Genomic DNA, 19755 nt, shown 5'->3' with positions numbered 1-19755 from the left:
CCGGTGCCACACTTACGACATAGCCGATCTATCCCATTTGATACAGCATGTCCCCCTATCTCCCGCAGTACGGTCCGGGCCATCCCCGGCGCCGGCGTCGCGGCTGTCCGTCCTTCACGCCTTCCTCACCCCGCGAGGTGAAGGAAAGGGAGGTCTCTCGCATGAAGGCCTGCGTACGGGGGGCGGTCGTCGCGGTGACCGCGGCTGCTTCGGCCGCCGCGCTCGCGGCCTGCGGGGAGAGCGGCAGCATCGACTCCGGTGGGGGGAACCAGCCGCGCATCGGCGTGCTTCTGCCGGACGCCACCACGGCACGCTGGGAGACCAACGACCGGCCACTGCTCGACCGGCAGATCAAGGAACTGTGCCCGGACTGCGAGGTCGAGCACGCCAACGCCAAGAACGATGTGGCCATCCAGCAGGCCCAGATGGAATCGATGATCACCGAAGGGGTCGACGCCATCCTCCTCGTGGCCGTCGACGCCCGGTCGTTGCGCCCCACGGTCACGAAGGCGGACGAGGCCGGCATCCCCGTCATCGCCTACGACCGCCTGGCCGAGGGCCCCATCGCCGCCTACGCCTCCTTCGACGGCGAGGAGGTCGGCAGGCTCCAGGGCAGGGCGCTGCTGCAGGCCATGGGCGACGGGGCGGCCGGCGACCGGATCGTCATGATGAACGGCGATCCCAGCGACCCCAACGCGGTGCTGTTCAAGAAGGGCGCCCTGTCCGAGCTCGAGGGCAAGGTCGAGATCTCCAAGGAGTACGAGACCCGTCAGTGGCGTACGGAGGCCGCCCACATGAACATGTCCGGCGCCATCTCCGCCCTCGGCGCCGGCAACATCGACGGGGTCTACGCCGCCAACGACGGCCTCGCGGCCGGCAGCATCGCCGCTCTCAAGGCCAACAAGGTCGACCCGCTGCCGCCCGTCACCGGGCAGGACGCGGAGCTCGGAGCCCTGCGGCGGATCGTGGCCGGCGAGCAGTACATGACCGTCTACAAGCCCTTCGCGCCCGAGGCCTCCGCCGGCGCCGCGCTGGCCGTGGCCGCGGCCCGCGGCGAAAGCCTGGACCGGGTCGCCCAGGACACGGTGCGGACCAGCACGGGGAGCACGGTTCCGGCCGTCCTGCTCATGCCGGTGTCCGTGACCGTCGGGACCATCGAGGACACCGTGGTGAAGGACGGTGTGTACACGATCCAACAGATCTGCACCCCGCAACTCAAGGCCGCCTGCGCGAGGGCCGGACTCACCTGACCGGCCGGCTCCGGCGCCGGACCGGTCTGGGGAAGGAGATGGTGTTCGTGCCGAGTCCCCCCTTGCTGGCGCTGCGCGGCGTGTGCAAGCGCTTCGGGGTTGTCGAGGTTCTCTCCGATATCGAGCTGGAGATCCGCGCGGGTCAGGTCGTCGCGCTGCTGGGTGACAACGGGGCCGGCAAGTCGACCCTGGTCAAGGTGATCTCCGGAGTGACCCCGGCGGACAAGGGGGTCATCGAGTGGGAGGGCCGTCCGGTCCAGATCAGACGCCCGCACGACGCCCGGGACCTGGGTATCGCCACCGTCTACCAGGATCTCGCGCTGTGCGGGAACCTCGACGTGGTGGGCAATCTCTTCCTCGGCCGAGAGGTCCGCAGGTACGGGTTTCTCGACGAGGTGGAGATGGAGCGGCGCACCAGTGGGCTGCTGGAGCAGCTGACCAGGGGGGTTCCCGATCTGCGCGCCCCCGTCGTCTCCCTGTCCAGCGGGCAGCGGCAGACGGTCGCCATCGCCCGCTCGCTCCTCGGCGACCCGCGCGTCCTCCTCCTGGACGAGCCGACCGCGGCGCTCGGGTTCGAGCAGACCAGCGAGGTCCTGGACCTGGTGGACCAGCTGCGCGACCGGGGTCTCGGGGTGCTGCTCATCAGCCACAACATGGGCGATGTCAAGGCTCTGGCGGACCGGGCCGCCGTGCTGCGGCTCGGCCGTAACAACGGCTTCTTCGACGTGAACACCGCGTCCCAGGAACAGATCATCGCCTCCATCACCGGCGCCACGGAGAACGTGCCGCGCCGGATGGCCCATCGGGAGGCAGGGTGGTGAAAGGGATGCACAGCGGGACGGAGGCGTCCGCGCCTTCCGCGCCCATCGCCAAGGCCGGCCGGCCGCCCCGCGCTGCGGCCCTCGTTCAGCTCCTCGACAGCGGGATCGCGGTCCTGCGGCGCAAGCTGAGCGCCGGTGAACTGGGCTCGCTCCCGGTCGTCCTGGTCCTCGCCGCCGTCTGGATCACCTTCCAGTCCCTCAACGACAGCTTCCTGTCACCCCGGAACCTGTCCAATCTCAGCGTGGACATCGTCGGTACGGGCCTGATCGCCGTCGGCATCGTCTTCGTCCTGCTGATCGGCGAGCTGGACCTGTCGGTCGGCTCGATCAGCGGGCTCGCCGCCGCCGTCTTCGCCGTCCTGAACGTGAACAACGGCGTGCCGGAATGGCTCGCCTTCGTCAGCGCGGTGCTCGCGGGCACCCTGGCGGGCACCCTCCAGGGCTACTCCGTCGCCAAGACCCGGGTGCCGGCCTTCGTCATCACCCTCGCCGGGCTGCTGACCTTCAACGGCCTCATGCTCTACATCCTCGGGACCAGCGGCACCGTCAACCTCGACGAGAACGGGCTCGTCGCCCACCTGACGAGCTACTACTTCACCCACGACGCCGCCGCCTACGGCCTGGCGGCGGTCGGCACGGGCCTGGTCTTCCTCGTGTCCCACCAGGACCGGCGACGGCGCATGGCGGTGGGCATGCCACACCGCTCACTGCAGGGCGTCGTCGTGCGTACGGCGATGCTCGCGGCGGTGGCGTTCACCGCCGCGTATCTGCTCAACCGGTTCCAGGGGCTGCCGCTCGCCCTGCTGATCTTCCTCGTGGTGGTGGCCGTACTCGACATCCTGCTGCGCCGCACGCACTACGGGCGCCAGGTCTACGCGCTCGGCGGCAGCATCGAGGCGGCCCGACGCGCCAGCCTCAACGTGACCGGCGTGCAGACCGCCGTGCTCGCCGTCTCCGGCACCATGGCCGCACTCGGCGGCCTGTTCCTGGCCTCGCGCATCACCTCGGTGAGTCAGGGAGCGGGCTCGGGTCTGCTGCTGCTCAACGCCATCGCGGCGGCCGTCATCGGCGGCACCAGTCTGTTCGGGGGACGCGGTACGACCTGGTCGGCGGTGCTCGGCATGCTGGTCATCCAGTCGATCGCGTCGGGCATGGTGATCACGGACACCCCGACCGCCGTCCAGTTCATGATCACGGGCGGGGTGCTCTTCGCCGCCGTGGTCATCGACGCACTGGCACGACGCTCGCAGGAGGCGCACGGGCGGGCGTGAGGGTGGGCGGCACCCCGGAGGGTCGTGGGAGACCGGCCGCCGGAGATGAGCGCGAAGTCCGCTCGCCTCCCGGCCGGTCTCACCGTCATTCCGTCGTCAGCGCCAGCGCCTCGAAGGTGTGCCGCTCCCAGAGACGGCGCGAAGCCTCCTCCGGGTACGGCGCCACCGTGGGTTCGACGTCGAGGAGCCGGACGAGACGGTGCTCGGTGTCGTAGCCGGGCCAGCCCGGGTCGCCGGTGCGGGCGAACGCGGTCCAGGCGGCGCGGATGTGGGCCGAGAGCGTCTCGGTCTCCGGCGTGGGCTCGGGCCCGATCAGCATGGCGCCGAGTCCGCCGTACACGCCGAAGGTCAGGGGCACGTCGAGGCCGTGGCAAGCGCCGAGGAGGCCGCCGTTCGCCGGGGCGGGCCAGGTGAGCTCGTACAGGTGGGCCGGGCCGCCGCCGGCCACCTGGGCCTCAGCCAGCCGCAGCGAGGGCATCCGGAACAGCCAGTCGGACTGCACCAGCTCGAAGAGGTACTCCGCCGAGGCGTCCGGGAACGCCGCGCGATAGGCCTGCTCGGCGTCCGCAGCCGGCCCGAACAGACCCAGCGTCGAGGACGCCAGCCCCTCGTCCACCCGGCCGAGCAGCCCGCCTAGCAGCACGAAGAGGCGGTACTCGTCCCGGTTGTGCCCGGCGATCAGCTCGACCTCGCGGGCGGCGCCGTCCGCGAGGGCCGCCCACGGTGTCGCGGGCAGTACCTCGCCGTCGACGACCGGGGAGTACGGCGTCGGGGTGAGGGCGACCGCGCCCCACCGGTGGACGTACTCGCGCATCCGGGTGCTCAGCGCGGCACCCGCTCCGGGCAGCTTGCGCGGGTCCACGCCGGACAGGTCCTCGACCGTCGGACGCAGCCCGAGCTCGCCGGCCACGACCTCGGCGATGTCGGCGGCCAGCGCGTCCGAGAAGAAGGTGCCGGGCACGCTCTGCGCGATGGCGCGGTGGATCAGGCCCCGGGCGCTCGGCATGGCCATCAGCGCGGCGATGGAACCGGCGCCGGCCGACTCGCCGAAGACGGTCACCTGGTCGGGGTCTCCGCCGAACGCGGTGATGTTCTCGCGCACCCACTCCAGGGCGGCGACCTGGTCGAGCAGTCCGCGGTTGGCGGGAGCGCCCTCGATCCGCAGGAACCCCTCGACACCCACGCGGTAGTTGAAGGTGACGACGACCAGCTCGCCGTCGCGGGCGAGCCGGCCGCCGTCGTAGGCGGGGTCGTCGGCGGAGCCGAACTTGTAGGCGCCGCCGTAGAACCACACCATCACGGGGCGACGGGCCGCCGGGTCCACCTCGGGCGTCCAGACGTTGACGGTCAGCCAGTCGTCGCCGGTCGGGACGGGGCCGGGCGGAGCGCCTTCGGGGCCGAAGGGCTCCTGCGGAGGCGGCGGACCGAACGCGAACGCCTCCCGTACGCCGTCCCAGCGCTCCGCGGGTCGCGGCGCGGCGAAGCGTGCCGCGCCCACGGGGGGCTGCGCGTACGGGATGCCGCGGAACACCGCGAGGCCATCTTCCAGGCGACCACGGACCGCACCGGTCTTTGTTCCGGCTTCCGGGAACTCGGCACTGCTCATCGACGACTCCTCGGGAGACTCACGGATAGCTGTGAAGATGATTTCACTCGACGAACATATACCGGCTCCCGCCGTGATGACACCTGCCCCCTCGTCCCCGTCAGTCGGCGCAGCAACCGTCCTCGGGGGCGCCGCCCTGGTGGGTCTCGAGTCGGCAGAAGCAGGACGCCTCGATCGGAACGTCCGCCAGCGCGGCGGCGAGACGCAGTTGCTGGGCCACCATCTGCGCCTCCCCGAACCTGCCCAGACGCATCAGGCACTCGTGGAGGCCGTGCAGGGACCAGACGTTGCCGGGATGCTGCAGGGCGCGCGGAAGCGTGCCGTCGAGGCCGAGGTCGGCGCGGTAGACCGCCTCGGCCTCCTCGACCCGTCCCTGTTCCAGGAGCAGCGCGCCGTAGGCGTGCCGGGTGGGCTGCATCCAGCCCCACGGCTCGTCGTAGGGGAGGTTGTCGTCCAGCTCGATGGAGCGTTCCAGCGCGGCGAAGGCGGCGTCGTAGTGGCCCTTGCGGTACTCCAGTTCGCCGTCGAGCATCGCCGAGGCGATCGCGAGGATGTCGGCGCAGGTGTTGTTGAAGAGCATGCGGGTCTCGGGGACCCGGGCGACCGCCTCCCGGAAGAGCCGGCGCTCCGCCTCCGCCTCCGGGACGCGGTGGGTCGAGGAGAGGGCGACGCCGCGGGCGTAGTGGATCATCGCGGTCGTCACGCAGTACAGCTCGGGGTCGGCGGGCAGCGCCATGTCCAGGATGTCGTCCCAGCGGCCGAAGCGGATCAGGGCGTGGACCCGCATGGCGAGGAAGCTCTCCAGCCAGTCGGCCATGGGCGGGCTGGGCACGCGCAGCAGGTCCTCCGGGATGGACGCCTCCAGCTGCGCCGCGGTCTCCAGGGCGACCTGGGACTGGCCGAGGAACATCGCGCCGTAGATCTTGAAGTGGTAGTTGTGCGAGCGGTACAGGGTGTAGAAGTTCATCGCCCCGGCTCGGGAGTGGTACTTCTCGTCGACCTCGATCGCCTTGCTGTTGTCCGAGACCACCCGCCGGTAGTCGCCGCAGAGCACCTCCAGGTGCGAGGGCATGTGGTGCAGATGCCCGGCGTCCGGGACGAGCCCGCGCAGCCGGTCCGCGACCGGCAGCGCCACCTCGGGTGTCGGGGACATCTCCATCAGGTGGATGTACAGGTGCACCACGCCCGGATGGTCGCGGCCCTCGGCGGTGGCGAGGGCCCGGTCGAGGACGACCTTGGCCTCCGGCGTGCGCGCGCCCTCGGCCGGTTCGCCCGTCCTGAGGTCCCACAACTGCCAGGGCGTGAGGTTCATCAGGGCGTCGGCGTACAGGGTGGCGACGTCCGGGTCGTCGGGCGCGAGCTCGTAGACCGCGCGCATGCTGTCGGCGTACGGGGCGTTCCAGATCGAGCAGTCCTCCACGGCCTTCGCCTGCGGGTAGCGGGCGCGCAGCGCGCCGATCAGCGCCTGCTCGACGGGGGAGGCGGCCGACGCCTTCTCGTGGGCCAGCTCCACGGCGGCGTGGGTGCGGTCCACGGTGCGGGCCAGGTCCTTGTCGTCGAAGAACTCCCAGGGCTTGTTGTAGTTCGGGCCGAGCGCGTACGCGATGCCCCAGTGGGCCATGGCGCAGTCGGGGTCGGCCGCGGCGGCGGCCTGGAAGCAGGCCACGGCTTCCTCGTGGTGGAAGGCGTACGTCCATGCCAGCCCTCGGTCGAACCAGAGCTGTGCCTGGGCGGAGGACGTGGTCACGGAGCGGGTGTGGGTGCCGAGGTCGTAGTACTCCATGGGGCTGTCTCCCTGCCTGAGCCGCATCGGCCGGTTGCGATTCCGAGTCTTCCCGAGAGGCGTCCGCCTTGCCGACCCCTGGGGCGCCGGATCGGGGTGTGCGGACACCGCACCGACAACGGGGAGGGCTGCCGCGCGGTTTCGGGTTCCGGCACATCCGGTCGAGGTCCGCGGGGTGGCCGGGGCGGCACCCGGGCCTCGGCGGGGGCACCGGTTTCACTCGGGTCCCGCACACCCCTGGTCAAGCCGCCCAGGTGCGGGCAAGGTGCGTCGTGGCGCATTCTTGCTGTGTCGCACGCGTGAGGGCGTACGGACGAGGTAGGGCCGATGACTGGGAGCGCCGAAGGCGCAGAGCGGACGCCCGGCAGGCTGGCGGCGCTGCTGATCGATGCCTCGGCGGAGGCGATCAGCGCGACCGGCGGCTATGCGGGTGGGGTCTATCTGCGATCGAGCACGCCCGGACTGCTGCGGCTGGCAGTCCTGGAGGGGCTGCCTGGGCCACTGTTCCGGCCGTGGTGGCGGCTGCACGCGGACCGGCCGTTCCCCGTCGCGGACGCCTACCGGCTCGGCGTCGAGGTGGTGCTGCCGAACGCGGCGGAGACGATGCGCCGCTATCCGCAGTTCGCGGCCGGCCTGCCGTTCCAGTTCGGATCCCTGTACGTCCCCGTCACGGACGGCTCGACCGTCTTCGGAGTGCTGACCGTGCTGCGACCCTCGGCGACGGACGCCACGGAGCTGCTGCCCGTGCGCGAGCGCATGGCGCAGCTGGCCGAGGAGCTGGGGGTTGCGCTGGCGAAGCTCGAGGACGAGGAAACGTCGGCGGTGTCCTGGGACGGTGGGCCGGTGTGTGTCCGCCCGCCGTCCGGCCGCTCGCCCTCGGGGCGCCTGGGACGGTTCGCCTGGGATCCGGTGACGGGCACCGTGACGGCGGACGAGCGGCTGAACCTCGTACTGGGTCGGGCGGCGGAGGAAGCCGACGGCTCCGCGGAGGAGTTCGCGCGGGCCGTCGCGCCCCATGACGCGGAGCGGATCCTGGCGGCGCTGCGGGAGGCCGCCGGGGGCCGGCCACCGGCGCTGCCGCTGTACGCGCGATCCGCGGACGGTGCGCTGCGGCTGATCGAGGTCTGGGGGCCGTACGACGACCCGGCGCGCTCCGGGGTGCGAACCGTGCGGGGTGTCGTCCTCGATCCGGGGCCGGGCACGGTGGCGGACGCGGCGGCCGATCTGCTGCCGGACGGGGTGTTCTGCCTGGACCGGGTGGGGACGGTCGTCTACGCCAACCCGCGGGCGGCGGCGCTGCTGCGCCGACCGCGCACCGAGCTGCTGGGCCGGCCGCTGTGGGAGGGCGTGCCGTGGCTGAATCAGCCCGCGGTCGAAGACCATCTGCGCGGGGCGCTGTTGTCTCCGGATCCGGTGCACTTCCACGTCCGAAGACCGTCGGCCCACGGTCGTGAGACCGCTGCCCGCCCGTTCGGCGGCGACTCGCTCGCCCTGTCCGTCTATCCCGGGCCGGACCTGCTGACCTGCACGCTCCGCCCGGGGCACCGGATGGCCGACAGCCCGTCCGGTCTGCCGGAGGCGCAGGCCGCGCCGGAGACCGCCGGCGCGCCGTCGCTCGCTCCCCTGTACCGCCCCATCGTCCTCGCCATCGCGCTGACGGAGGCGGTCACGGCACGCCAGGTGTCCGCCGTGGTGATGCGGGAGCTGCTGCCCGCGTTCGGCGGCCGTCGGCTGGCCATCTACCTGCTGCAGGAACGGCATCTGTTCCTGGCCTGGGAGTCGGGCTTCCCCAAGGGGTTCCTGGCCCCGTTCGACGGTGTGGGTCTGGACGAGCGGCTGCCCGGGGTCGAGACGCTGACCAGTGGGCGCCCGCTGTTCTTCGACTCCATGGAGCAGCTCGCCGAGGCCTATCCGGGCATCGCGCTGGACGCGACGGAGGGCGCCCGCGCCTTCCTGCCCCTGATCGCCTCCGGGCGGGCCGTCGGCTCCTGCATCCTCGGCTTCGACCGGCCGCGCAGCTTCAGCACCGAGGAACGTGCGGTGCTGACCGCGCTGGCCGGGCTGATCGCGCACGCCATGGAGAAGGCGCAGCGCTACGAGAGCGAGGCGGCGCTCGCCCGCGGGCTGCAGCAGGCACTGCTCCCCCGGCGGCTGTTGGAGCACCCGCTCGTGGAGACCGCGGGACGCTATCTGCCCGGTACCCAGGGCATGGAGGTGGGCGGGGACTGGTACGACGTGGTCGCCGCGGGGGACGGGATGGCGCTGGTGATCGGCGATGTGCAGGGGCACGGTGTGCAGGCCGCGGCGACCATGGGCCAGCTGCGCACCGCCGTCCGGGCCTTCGCGGTCGGCGACCGGCCGCCCGACGAGGTCATGAGCGGCACCAATCGCCTGCTCATCGACCTCGATTCGGGTCTCTTCGCGAGCTGCTGCTACATCCGGCTGGATCCCGTGACCGGTGTCGCGCAGGCGGCCGTGGCCGGGCACCCGCCTCCGGTGCTGCGCCGCCCGGACGGCCGCACGCATGTCCTCGACCTGCCCGGCGGTGTGGTGCTCGGTGTGGACCCGCTGGCGCAGTATCCGGTGACGGAACTTCGGCTGGAACCCGGTGCCGTCCTGGCGCTGTACACGGACGGGCTGGTCGAGCGGCCCGGCTACGACATCGACGACGGCATCGGCGCGCTGCGGGTCGCGCTGGCCAGGGCCGGTGCCCCGGCCGCCCGCGCGGGCGCGCCCTCGCTGGCGGCCGTGGCCGACCGGCTCACCGCGAAGGCCCGGCACACGGCGGACCGCCCCGACGACATCGCACTCCTGCTCGCCACGCGGCGCAGCGCCCCGCTGCGCCGGTCCTGAGGGCGCGCGGACCGCGCCCGCAGCCGTGCTCCGGCGGTGCCCGTGTCCGCGTATCCCTGCTGTGGGGACGGGAGTTGCCCGGATTCGGTGCATCACTCCCGTGATCGTCCTGTGTGCGAGGGAGCGGGTCCTGTCACGGTCCGTGACGTGTCTCGCCTCCTGGGGCGCGGCAGTGTAGACATGGGCACATGGTCCGACTATCGGGTCGATCAGGGGCCCGGTCGGCCCGTCGTCCCAGCGGTCTGCGCGCACGCCCTGCGCCCGACCGCGCCTTTGGTGTGCCCGAACGGGAAACGCCGCCCGACGCGCTCGGCGAGGAGCGGCGCAAGGGGCCGTTCTCCAGGGTGCGGTCGGCGGTGGGCGGGCTCAGTGTCGCCGGGCAGGTCTTCCTGCTCCAGGTGGTCATCGTGCTGCTGCTGGTGGTCGCCGCGGTCGTGGCCCTGGTGCTGCAGGTGCGGTACGACACCAGGCAGGAGGCCCGCAACCGTTCGGTGGCCGTAGCCGAGGCGTTCGCCAACGCGCCGGGCACCCGGGAGGCGCTCGACGACCCGGACCCCACCGCCGTACTGCAACCGCGGGCCGAGGCGGCACGCGAGGCGACGGGCGTGGACTTCATCGTCGTCATGAACACCGACGGGATCCGCTACACCCACCCCAAGCCGGACCGTATCGGGAAGCAGTTCGTCGGGACCCTGGAACCGGCGCTGGCCGGGAAGGTCGTGGTCGAGGAGATCACGGGGACCATCGGGCCGCTCGTGCAGGCGGTGGTCCCGATCAAGGATCCCGACGGGAAGGTCGTGGGCCTGGTGTCGGCCGGGATCACGACGGACACCGTGGGCGGCACCGCCGACCGGCAGCTGCCGCTCGTGCTGATCGCCGCGGCGGTGGCACTCGCCCTGTCCACAGCGGGAACGGCGCTGGTCAGCAAGCGGCTGCTGCGGCAGACGCACGGCCTGGGCCCGCACGAGATGACCCGTATGTACGAGCACCACGACGCCGTTCTGCACGCCGTCCGGGAGGGCGTGATCATCGTCGGCGGCGAGGGCAAGCTGCTGCTCGCCAACGACGAGGCGCAGCGCCTCCTCGATCTGCCCGAGGACGCCGAGGGGCGCCGGGTGCTCGACCTCGGTCTGGCGCCCGACACCGCCGAGCTGCTGGACTCCGGCCGGATGGCCACGGACGAGGTGCACCTGGTGGCGGACCGGCTGCTGGCGGTCAACCAGCGCCCCACCCACCTCAGGGGCCGGCTGACCGGCAGTGTCGCCACGCTGCGCGACTCGACGGAGCTGCGGGCCCTGTCCGGCCGGGCCGAGGAGGCCCGCGAGCGCCTGAACATGCTGTACGACGCCGGAGTGGGCATCGGCACCAGCCTGGACGTCACCCGCACCGCCGAGGAACTGGCGGAGCTGGCGGTGCCCCGGTTCGCGGACTTCGCCACCGTCGACCTGTTCGACGTCGTGCTCGGGGGCGGGCAGCCGGAGGCGGTGACCCTGCTGCGGCGCACCGCGTGCAGTGGGGTGCGCAAGGACGTGCCGCTGTATCCGGTGGGCGAGCAGATCCGTTTCGTCGACTCCTCGCCGCAGGCCCGCGCGCTCAGCGACGGGCATGCCGTGATCGAGCCCAGGCTGGAGGCGGCGCCGGGCTGGCGGGCCCAGGATCCGGAGCGGTCGGCGCAGGTCGTGGATTTCGGCATCCACTCGCTGATCGCCGTGCCGCTCAGGGCGGGCTCCCTGGTGCTCGGTGTGGTCAGCTTCTGGCGGTCGCGCAAGGCCGAGGCGTTCGACGCCGACGAGGTCGCGCTCGCCGAGGAGCTGGTCGCGCGGGCCGCGGTGTCCATCGACAACGCGCGCCGGTACACCCGCGAGCACAGCATGGCGGTGACCCTGCAGCGCAGCCTGCTACCCCGCAGCCTGCCCGAGCAGAACGCCCTGGACATCGCCTACCGGTATCTGCCGGCGCAGGCCGGTGTGGGCGGCGACTGGTTCGATGTGCTGCCGCTGTCCGGCGCCCGGGTCGCGCTGGTGGTGGGCGACGTGGTGGGCCACGGGCTGCTTGCGGCGGCCACGATGGGCCGGCTGCGTACGGCCGTGCACAACTTCTCCGCCCTGGATCTGCCGCCCGACGAACTGCTCGCGCTCCTCGACGAGCTGGTCGCCCGTATCGACCAGGACGAGGCGGCGGAGGGCGACAGCGCCCCGGTGACCGGCGCGACCTGTCTGTACGCGATCTACGACCCGGTGGCCCGGCGGTGCACGATCGCCCGGGCCGGTCATCCGCCGCCGGCGCTGATCCGGCCGGACGGCACCGTCGAGTTCCCCGACGTGCCCGCCGGTCCCCCGCTGGGCCTGGGCGGGCTGCCGTTCGAGACGGCCGAGCTGGAGCTCGCGGAGGACAGCCGTCTCGTGCTCTACACGGACGGGCTGGTGGAGGACCGGGAGCACGACATCGACGAGGGCCTGGACCTGCTGCGCGCCGCGCTGACCAGGGCCGGACCGTCCCCGGAGGAGACCTGCCAGGAGGTACTGGAGGCCCGGCCGCCGGCCCGGCCGAGCGACGACATCGCGCTGCTCGTGGCCCGCACACGGGCGCTCGGGCCCGCCCAGGTCGCCGAGTGGGACGTGCCGGCCGACCCGGCCGCGGTCGCCCGGGTGCGCTCCGCCGTGACGCGGACGCTGGACGAGTGGGGACTGGAGGAGCTGTCGTTCACCACGGAGCTGATCCTCAGCGAGCTGGCGACCAACGCGATCCGGTACGGCGGCGACCCCATCCGCGTGCGCATGCTGCGCGACCGCACCCTGATCTGCGAGGTCTTCGACAGCAGCAACACCTCGCCGCACCTGCGCTACGCGGCCATGACCGACGAGGGCGGACGCGGCCTGTTCCTGGTCGCACAGCTCACCGAGCGCTGGGGCACGCGGTACCTGCCCGGCGGCAAGGTCATCTGGGCGGAGCAGCCGCTGCCGTAGCCGTGCCTGTTTGTAGATAGGTACGAACCTTTGACGCGACCGGTGTCCTTCATGAGCCGCCTCTGATAGGAAACCTTCCTATCAGTATCCGGCAACGGCCAACTCTCCACCCCCCACCACCCCTTGGAGCCGCCGTGAAGCACCCCACGCACACGTCGCGCCGCACACTCCTCGCCCTGGTCGGCGCGTCCCTGGCATCGGTCCCCCTCATCGGCTCCCCCCGTGCCGCCGCGCTCTGCGCCGCGGTGGGACTCGACGATCCGGCGAAGAAGGAGATCGCCATGAAGCTGGTGTCGAGCGCGGAGAACTCCTCGCTCGACTGGAAGGCCCAGTACAAGTACATCGAGGACATCGGCGACGGCCGCGGCTACACCGCCGGCATCATCGGCTTCTGCTCCGGCACGGGCGACATGCTCGACCTCGTCGAGCTGTACGCCGACCGCCGCCCCGGCAACGCCCTCGCCCCGTACCTGCCGGCGCTGCGCCGGGTGAACGGCACCGACTCGCACGACGGACTCGACCCGAACTATCCCCGCGACTGGGCCCAGGCGGCGCAGGACCAGGCGTTCCGGCAGGCCCAGGACGACGAGCGCGACCGCGTGTACTTCAACCCGGCGGTGCGCCAGGGCAAGACGGACGGGCTGCGGGTGCTCGGCCAGTTCGCGTACTACGACGCCATCGTCATGCACGGCGACGGCGACGACCCCACCAGCTTCCGCAACATCCGCGGGCGCGCCCTGAACCAGGCCCGGCCGCCGGCCCAGGGCGGCGACGAGGTGACCTACCTGCACGCCTTCCTCGACGCGCGGGTGTGGGCCATGAAGCAGGAGGAGGCCCACAGCGACACCAGCCGCGTCGACACGGCCCAGCGCGTCTTCCTGCGCGAGGGCAACCTCGACCTCGACCCGCCGCTCGACTGGAAGGTGTACGGGGACAGTTACCACCTCGACTGACCGGAACCCGGTGGTTGCCGGGCCGCCCACGACGGCCCGGCACTGCCCATAGAATGGATTTATGAGCTCATAGGCCGGACCCGCGTACCGACTTAGGCTTGCCTTAGTTTAGGCTTCCCGACGAGATCGCTTTGTCGCCACTCGAAGGGAACCTGATCATGCCCCGCCCCCTGCGGGTAGCCATCGTCGGAGCCGGCCCCGCCGGGATCTACGCCGCCGACGCCCTGCTCAAGTCCGACGTGGCCGCCGATCCGGGTGTGTCCATCGACCTCTTCGAGCGCATGCCGGCGCCGTTCGGACTGATCCGGTACGGCGTCGCCCCCGACCACCCCCGCATCAAGGGCATCATCACGGCCCTCCACCAGGTTCTCGACAAGCCGCAGATCCGCCTCTTCGGCAACGTCGACTACCCGAACGACATCAGCCTGGACGACCTGCGCGCGCTCTACGACGCCGTGATCTTCTCGACGGGCGCGACGGCCGACCGCGAGCTGCGCATACCCGGCATCGACCTCGACGGCTCCTACGGCGCGGCCGACTTCGTCTCCTGGTACGACGGCCACCCGGACGTGCCGCGCACCTGGCCCCTGGAGGCGGAGAAGGTCGCCGTGCTCGGCGTCGGCAATGTCGCCCTGGACGTGGCCCGCATCCTGGCCAAGACGGCGGACGAGCTGCTGCCGACGGAGATCCCGCCGAACGTCCACGAGGGCCTCAAGGCCAACAAGGCGCTGGAAGTCCACGTGTTCGGCCGCCGTGGCCCGGCGCAGGCGAAGTTCTCCCCGATGGAGCTGCGCGAGCTGGACCACTCGCCCAACATCGAGGTCATCGTCGACCCCGAGGACATCGACTACGACGAGGGCTCGATCGAGACCCGGCGCGGCAACAAGCAGGCCGACATGGTCGCCAAGACCCTGGAGAACTGGGCGATCCGCGACGTCGGCGACCGGCCGCACAAGCTGTTCCTGCACTTCTTCGAGTCGCCCTCCGAGATCCTCGGCGAGGACGGCAAGGTCGTCGGGCTGCGCACCGAGCGCACCGCCCTCGACGGCACCGGCAACGTCAAGGGCACCGGCGAGTTCAAGGACTGGGACGTCACCGCGATCTACCGAGCGGTCGGCTACCTCTCCGACAAACTTCCCAAGCTGCCCTGGGACATCGACTCGGGCACGGTCCCGGACGAGGGCGGCCGGGTCATCCAGGAGTCCGGCGAGCACCTGCAGTCCACGTACGTCACCGGCTGGATCCGCCGTGGCCCGGTCGGCCTGATCGGCCACACCAAGGGCGACGCCAACGAGACCGTGTCGAACCTCCTGGACGACTTCGCGAACGGCCGTCTGCAGACGCCCGTTTCGCCGGAGCCGGAGGCCGTGGAGGCGTTCCTCGCCGAGCGCGAGATCCGCTTCACCACGTGGGAGGGCTGGTACAAGCTCGACGCCGCCGAGAAGGCGCTGGGCGAGCCGCAGGGCCGTGAGCGCGTGAAGATCGTCGAGCGCGAGGGCATGCTGCGGGAGAGCGGCGCGTAAGTCGCCGACGCGTACCGGGAGGGCCGGGGGATTCGTTCCCCCGGCCCTCCCCGCTTTTCCCCCACGGATCCACCCCCGTCTCGCATTTCGGAGAAGTCGGTACAGCGTGCGGCTGGCCTATATACACTCCTGATCTTCACAGAAGCTCCATACAGGGGGATGTTTCTCCATGCGCATACGCCTTTTCACCACAACCGCCATCGCCGCCGGCACGCTCGCCGCGCTGTCCGCCGCACCGGCCCAGGCCACCGAGTACTCGTCCGCGCTGAAGATCAAGGGCATCCAGTACGACGCGCCCGGCAGCGACTCCAACAACTGCCGGACCGGCAACACCAAAGCGGAGTACCTGACGATCAAGAACTACTCGTCGGGCACGAAGGTCAACCTCAAGGGCTACGTCGTGAAGGACAAGGCGGGCAACCGCTTCACCTTCCCCGCCAACCACTACCTGGAGCCCGGCGACTACGTGAAGCTCCGGGGCGGCAACGGCACCGACTCCGACGCGGGCAACGTCGTCTACCGCGACAACTGCAACTTCATGTGGAACAACGACAAGGACTCGATCTACTTCTACAAGCCCTCGGGCGCCGGAGCGGACTCGCACTCCTACACCAAGAGCGGGAGCGACCCGGACCGCAACGGCTACATCACCTACCACGGCTGAGCCGACGGTGTGGCGTGAGCAGGACCCGCCCCAATGCGGATGGTGGGCGGGTCCTGCTCACCGGGCCATTGTCTTGACCGGATGCGGTGCGGGCCACGGGTGAGCGGCAGTTGGGCTGTGCGGACGGCACACACCCCGTGTGCGGACCCCGCTCGACCGGCATCCACCCGCGGCGACCATACTGGTACGAACACGCACCCTCGCCCACAGATGGACTCATGCCCAGTTCCTCCAGCGCCCGCCCCACGATCCCGCCCTCGGTGTGGTTGGCCCGTGGCCGCCACCTCGGACCCGCCGCACAGGACGTCCTCCGGCTCACCCTGCCGCAGCTCAAGGACAGCGGGGGCATAGACGACTTTCTGGAGGTGCCCGAGACCGAGGGCGCCCAGGAGCACGTCTTCGAGGCCCGATGGCGGGTCGCGGAGGCGGTGACCGTACGGGCCCGGCTGACCGTCGAGCACGACTCCGGCGACGGGCAGCAGTGGATGCTGGTCGCGGAGGCGGAGGCCCCGTGGGACCCGCGATGGCCCTCGCCGGCGGCCCTGTTCTGGCCGCAGGAGCCGGACGCGACCTGGGACCACGACACCGTGACGGGCCTGCGTCTGCGGGACATCAACCCACTGCCCTCGGACGACAAGGACGTACGGCGTGTGCTGCGGGACTCCGTGCGCGACGGCTGGAGCATCCATGTCGTCGTCCACGAGGCCATGACCACGGACAAGCGCGGCCGTGTGCCGCTGGCCGGGATGCTGCCGCCGGGCCTGCGGCACCGGGTGGTCGAGCACCGGGCGGCGCCGAGCCTGCTGCGCATCGTGAACTGGGCGCTGCGGGACGTCGGCGTGGAGGTTCCGCGCGGGGGTGCCGTGGTGCTGCCCGGGACTCCGGCGCCGTCCGGCTACGCCGCGGACGACTTCGCCGTACGCAGCGTCTTCCTCGACGGCACGGAGCCCGCCGAGCTCATCCACGCCGTGACGCGCTTCGCCGCGCTGCCCAGGCCGTTGCCGGACGGTGCCGAGAAGGCCCTCACCGCCCTGCGCGAGGACTGGCGGTTGCTGACGCTGGAGGAGGAGCTCGCCCGCGAGCGCAGGCTGGTGGCGATGTACGCCGACGCCCTGGAGGCGATGACGAAGTCGCGCGATCTGTACCGGGAGGCCGCCGAGCAGGCGCACGCGGCGCTGGCCGCCTACCGGGAGTCCGCCGACGCCATGGCCGACACGCGACCCCAGCCACCCTCCGGTCCGTCGACGTCCCCACTGCACCAGCTGACCCGCACCTTCGAACGCCTCAGGGGGTCGACCCGCTCATCGGACCGCTAGCGGGGGCATGAGAAGCACGGGAGCCGACTGCGGTCGGCCCCGTGCGCGCGGCTGCGTACGACGGCTGCGAAGGACTCGTACGGGGCGTGTACTGCGTCGAGCGGGTTCGCTCCGGTGCGTGGGTGGCCGGTCCGCATTCCTGACCAGGCAGGTGTCCGGCCCCATTGTGCGTCTTACGTCCTGACGGGTGAAGGGCTGCGCCAGGTGACCGCCGTCATGCAATGCACCCGCCGCAATCGGGAATCCGTCCAGCAGTGCGTGTGGTGCGCACCGAGGGCTGAAGGAGGGTCCGTGGAGTCGACCACCACACTGATCGCCGTCGCCGTCGCCCTCGCGGCCGTCCTGCTCGCCGTGGCCGTCGCGGTGCTGGTGCGGCTCGTGCGCACACGGCGCACACTGCGGCGCGCCGGGCTGCCGACCGGTCCGCGGTGGGTGTTCTGGGGCGCCCTCCTCTATTTCGTGCTGCCGGCCGATCTGGTGCCCGATCCGGTGTATCTGGACGACATCGGCGTGCTCCTGCTGGCACTGCGTACCCTGCGCCGTTCCCCCGATGCCGGGCGTCCCGACCCCGTTGACTACGGAAAGTAAGGAAACCAACCACTCGTTCGATTCGTTTAAGTAAGTGGAAACCAAAGGGCGTCGACGGACCGAGGGGCGGCGCCGGGTGACCAAGCTCGTTCGGAGCAGCACCTGTGAGGGAGAGACGATGCAACCGTTCGCGCTCAACTATGCACGGCCGGCAGCGGAGTTGGAGTTCACCGCTCCGTACGTCTACGACTCCGGGCTGCAGTTGAACGTGCTCCGTGACGGGCGGATAGCCGCCAGTGATCATGCGTTGCTGCGGGAGCTCGGGACCACCACGTCCACGGCGGGCTCGAAGACCCACTTCGACGACTGAACGCAGGCCGGCGACGATGACCGTCTTGATTCTGACCAACGAAGAAGACGTGACGGCGGACATGGTGGTCGTGCACCTGAACGCGTCCGGCGTCCCGGTGGTCCGCCTCGATCCCGCCGACCTGACCGGCGGGGTCGCCCTGTCGGGCGAGTATGTGCACGGTGCCTTCCGCGGGCACCTGTCGGCCGCGGGCCGACTGGTGAGCATCGGCGGGCTGCGGTCCGTCTGGATGCGCAGGCCGGGGACCCCGGCCGCCCGGGCTGCCGCGCCGTCCGCGTGGCTGGCGGAGGAGGCCGGTCAGGCGCTGTACGGCATGCTGCGCAGCTGTGACGCCCGCTGGATGAACCAACCCGACGCGGCCCGCCGGGCCCGTTTCAAACCCTGGCAGTTGCGGGTGGCCCAGGGCTGCGGACTGCCCGTACCGGCCACCTTGATCACGACGTTCCCGCAGGCCGCCCGCGAGTTCGCCGCACGGTATCCGGACCTGGTGGTCAAGCCGGTGTCCGGCGCGCATCCGCAGGATCCGCCCCGGGCGGTGCCGACCAGCAGGGTGGCCCCGGACGCGGACTTCTCCGCCGTCGCGTTCGGCCCCACGCTGCTGCAACGGCGCGTCGCCAAGCGTGCCGACATACGTCTCACCGCGGTGGGCGAGCGACTGCTGGCCGCCCGCAAGGCGACCGGTGCCGAAGCCGAGGTGGACGTCCGCTTCGCCGAGTCCGAGGCGCCGTGGCGTCCCGTCGAGGTGGCACCCCGTGTCGCCGAGGCCGTCCGCGCGTATCTGAGGGACGCCGAACTGGCTTACGGCGCCTTCGACTTCGTCGAGGACGCCGACGGGACGTGGTGGTTCCTGGAGTGCAACCAGTCGGGCCAGTTCGGGTTCGTCGAGGTGGACACGGGCCAGCCGATCGCCCGCACCATCGCCGAGTGGCTCGCCCAGCCGGCCTCCGAGGAGGAGGCACACGTCAACGGGGCGAGCGCGAAGGTCACCTGACCGGGCTCAGAGCTGCTGGGGGCCCGGCGGCAGGGCGCTGCGCTGCCACGTCGGTGCCGGGGGTGTGGGTCGTAGGGGAGCGGACGCGATGCCGCCGGACAGCAGCGGCTGCATGGCGAACTCGACTTCCCTGCTGACGCGTTCGGCCTCGCGACGCACCTGGGTGGGAATGTCGCCGCGCTCCGCGATGAGCCGGTCGTAAATGGGAGAATCCTGGAACACCCGTCAACGCGCCTTTCCTGTCGTGGCCCTGTGTGCATTTGGGCACGGCTGTCGAGTCTAGGCGCCGACGCACCCTGAAGTATGAATTCTGCCAGAGTGCTTGACGAGCGATGAACGGGCGCTTCCGTCCGGGTCAGGCCCCTGTCGTCGAGCCCGGCCGGACGATCATCAGGATGGTGACGGTGGCCCACAGCAGGTTGAAGATGCCGGTGAACATGGCGAGTTGCACGGTGGCCGAGTGCTCGACGGGCTTCTCGGCGTTCAGTTGCTCCACGAGTTCCTCCTGGCGGGGCAGGACGAACGCGACCAGGATGCCGGCCGCCGCGGCGGTCAGGGCGATGGACGTGATGAGCCAGCCACTGCCCAGGACGCCCATCGCCAGGGCGGTGGCCAGGCCGAGGACGGGGACCGAGACCCCGATGCCCGCGTAGACGCGGCAGATGCGGTGCAGGAGCCGGACGGTGCCCACCGCCACGGCACCGTCCGCCGCCGGGACGCGGCGCGCCGCAGGCGGGAACATGCTGGCCGCGACGGTGACGGGGCCGACGGCGACGATGGCGGCCAGGACGTGAAGGATGAGCAGGATCTTGGTCACCCGGCCCACGTTAGGGATCTTCCGGGTGATCGCACAGCGGCTG

At 71.4% G+C, this 19755-nt stretch carries 16 protein-coding genes; 12 read left to right on the top strand and 4 right to left on the bottom strand.

Translation table 11 applies throughout. The features are described from left to right. Positions 1-161 precede the first annotated feature (161 nt). Genes BLU79_RS30575 through BLU79_RS30565 form a run of 3 tightly spaced genes read left to right on the top strand, consistent with a single transcriptional unit; the run spans position 162 to position 3342 of the window. Positions 162-1250, top strand: coding sequence for a substrate-binding domain-containing protein (locus tag BLU79_RS30575; protein WP_093909178.1), 1089 nt, complete (start codon positions 162-164; stop codon positions 1248-1250). A 38-nt stretch (positions 1251-1288) separates the two neighbouring features. Beyond that, positions 1289-2071 carry an ATP-binding cassette domain-containing protein gene (locus BLU79_RS30570; RefSeq protein WP_093909177.1) on the top strand — a complete coding sequence of 261 codons (783 nt, stop codon included), beginning with the start codon at positions 1289-1291 and terminating at the stop codon, positions 2069-2071. A gap of 5 nt (positions 2072-2076) precedes the next feature. Then, on the top strand, positions 2077-3342 hold the full coding sequence (locus BLU79_RS30565; RefSeq protein ID WP_093909176.1) for a sugar ABC transporter permease: 1266 nt from the start codon (positions 2077-2079) through the stop codon (positions 3340-3342). A gap of 85 nt (positions 3343-3427) precedes the next feature. On the opposite strand, the gene BLU79_RS30560 is transcribed toward BLU79_RS30565, so the two are convergent. Then, a complete protein-coding gene (locus tag BLU79_RS30560) occupies positions 3428-4948 on the bottom strand; it encodes a carboxylesterase/lipase family protein (RefSeq protein WP_093909175.1) in 1521 nt (506 codons plus the stop codon). A gap of 100 nt (positions 4949-5048) precedes the next feature. Next, positions 5049-6731, bottom strand: coding sequence for a tetratricopeptide repeat protein (locus BLU79_RS30555; RefSeq protein WP_093909174.1), 1683 nt, complete (start codon positions 6729-6731; stop codon positions 5049-5051). 327 nt (positions 6732-7058) lie between these two features. On the opposite strand from BLU79_RS30555, the gene BLU79_RS30550 reads away from it, so the two are divergent. The 9 genes from BLU79_RS30550 to tgmB all read left to right on the top strand — a co-directional run bounded on the left by BLU79_RS30550 (position 7059) and on the right by tgmB (position 18895). Then, positions 7059-9584, top strand: coding sequence for a SpoIIE family protein phosphatase (locus BLU79_RS30550; protein WP_093909173.1), 2526 nt, complete (start codon positions 7059-7061; stop codon positions 9582-9584). 188 nt (positions 9585-9772) lie between these two features. Then, complete coding sequence (locus BLU79_RS30545; RefSeq protein WP_093909172.1) at positions 9773-12550, top strand: SpoIIE family protein phosphatase; 2778 nt, start codon at positions 9773-9775, stop codon at positions 12548-12550. Positions 12551-12684: 134 nt separating this feature from the next. Then, positions 12685-13503, top strand: a complete 819-nt coding sequence (locus BLU79_RS30540) for a chitosanase (protein ID WP_093909171.1) — start codon at positions 12685-12687, stop codon at positions 13501-13503. Positions 13504-13661: 158 nt separating this feature from the next. Further along, positions 13662-15026, top strand: a complete 1365-nt coding sequence (locus tag BLU79_RS30535; RefSeq protein ID WP_093909170.1) for an FAD-dependent oxidoreductase — start codon at positions 13662-13664, stop codon at positions 15024-15026. Between the two features lie 169 nt (positions 15027-15195). Continuing rightward, positions 15196-15690: a lamin tail domain-containing protein gene (locus tag BLU79_RS30530; RefSeq protein WP_093909169.1), complete on the top strand. Its 495-nt coding sequence runs from the start codon at positions 15196-15198 to the stop codon at positions 15688-15690. A 218-nt stretch (positions 15691-15908) separates the two neighbouring features. Next, entirely contained in the window at positions 15909-17006 is a 1098-nt protein-coding gene (locus BLU79_RS30525) for a hypothetical protein (protein ID WP_177001242.1), read from the top strand. A gap of 291 nt (positions 17007-17297) precedes the next feature. Then, the gene (locus tag BLU79_RS30520; RefSeq protein WP_177001241.1) at positions 17298-17594 is read left to right on the top strand and encodes a DUF1232 domain-containing protein; all 297 of its coding nucleotides are present in this window, start codon (positions 17298-17300) and stop codon (positions 17592-17594) included. Between the two features lie 118 nt (positions 17595-17712). Continuing rightward, on the top strand, positions 17713-17904 hold the full coding sequence (gene tgmA, locus BLU79_RS30515) for a putative ATP-grasp-modified RiPP (RefSeq protein WP_093909168.1): 192 nt from the start codon (positions 17713-17715) through the stop codon (positions 17902-17904). 16 nt (positions 17905-17920) lie between these two features. Continuing rightward, positions 17921-18895 (top strand): ATP-grasp ribosomal peptide maturase, encoded by a 975-nt coding sequence (tgmB, locus tag BLU79_RS30510; RefSeq protein ID WP_093909167.1) that lies wholly within the window; start codon positions 17921-17923, stop codon positions 18893-18895. A gap of 6 nt (positions 18896-18901) precedes the next feature. Here tgmB and BLU79_RS30505 read toward each other — a convergent pair whose 3' ends face one another. Both BLU79_RS30505 and BLU79_RS30500 read right to left on the bottom strand, forming a co-directional pair. Continuing rightward, positions 18902-19117 carry a hypothetical protein gene (locus tag BLU79_RS30505; RefSeq protein ID WP_093909166.1) on the bottom strand — a complete coding sequence of 72 codons (216 nt, stop codon included), beginning with the start codon at positions 19115-19117 and terminating at the stop codon, positions 18902-18904. A 133-nt stretch (positions 19118-19250) separates the two neighbouring features. Beyond that, positions 19251-19712, bottom strand: coding sequence for a DUF2269 family protein (locus BLU79_RS30500; protein ID WP_093909333.1), 462 nt, complete (start codon positions 19710-19712; stop codon positions 19251-19253). Positions 19713-19755: the final 43 nt, after the last annotated feature.

Source organism: Streptomyces sp. cf386 (assembly GCF_900103585.1).
Classification (GTDB): Bacteria; Actinomycetota; Actinomycetes; order Streptomycetales; family Streptomycetaceae; genus Streptomyces.
The sequence above is the reverse complement of the archived record's forward strand: the minus strand, read 5'-3'. Positions and strand labels throughout refer to the sequence as shown.

What these genes read in the sequence shown, in the direction of transcription:
- BLU79_RS30575 (WP_093909178.1), top strand. Translation starts at nt 162, where the DNA reads ATGAAGGCCTGCGTACGGGGGGCGGTCGTCGCGGTGACCGCGGCTGCT.
- BLU79_RS30570 (WP_093909177.1), top strand. Translation starts at nt 1,289, where the DNA reads ATGGTGTTCGTGCCGAGTCCCCCCTTGCTGGCGCTGCGCGGCGTGTGC.
- BLU79_RS30565 (WP_093909176.1), top strand. Translation starts at nt 2,077, where the DNA reads ATGCACAGCGGGACGGAGGCGTCCGCGCCTTCCGCGCCCATCGCCAAG.
- BLU79_RS30560 (WP_093909175.1), bottom strand. Translation starts at nt 4,948, where the DNA reads ATGAGCAGTGCCGAGTTCCCGGAAGCCGGAACAAAGACCGGTGCGGTC.
- BLU79_RS30555 (WP_093909174.1), bottom strand. Translation starts at nt 6,731, where the DNA reads ATGGAGTACTACGACCTCGGCACCCACACCCGCTCCGTGACCACGTCC.
- BLU79_RS30550 (WP_093909173.1), top strand. Translation starts at nt 7,059, where the DNA reads ATGACTGGGAGCGCCGAAGGCGCAGAGCGGACGCCCGGCAGGCTGGCG.
- BLU79_RS30545 (WP_093909172.1), top strand. Translation starts at nt 9,773, where the DNA reads ATGGTCCGACTATCGGGTCGATCAGGGGCCCGGTCGGCCCGTCGTCCC.
- BLU79_RS30535 (WP_093909170.1), top strand. Translation starts at nt 13,662, where the DNA reads ATGCCCCGCCCCCTGCGGGTAGCCATCGTCGGAGCCGGCCCCGCCGGG.
- BLU79_RS30530 (WP_093909169.1), top strand. Translation starts at nt 15,196, where the DNA reads ATGCGCATACGCCTTTTCACCACAACCGCCATCGCCGCCGGCACGCTC.
- BLU79_RS30525 (WP_177001242.1), top strand. Translation starts at nt 15,909, where the DNA reads ATGCCCAGTTCCTCCAGCGCCCGCCCCACGATCCCGCCCTCGGTGTGG.
- tgmA (WP_093909168.1), top strand. Translation starts at nt 17,713, where the DNA reads ATGCAACCGTTCGCGCTCAACTATGCACGGCCGGCAGCGGAGTTGGAG.
- tgmB (WP_093909167.1), top strand. Translation starts at nt 17,921, where the DNA reads ATGACCGTCTTGATTCTGACCAACGAAGAAGACGTGACGGCGGACATG.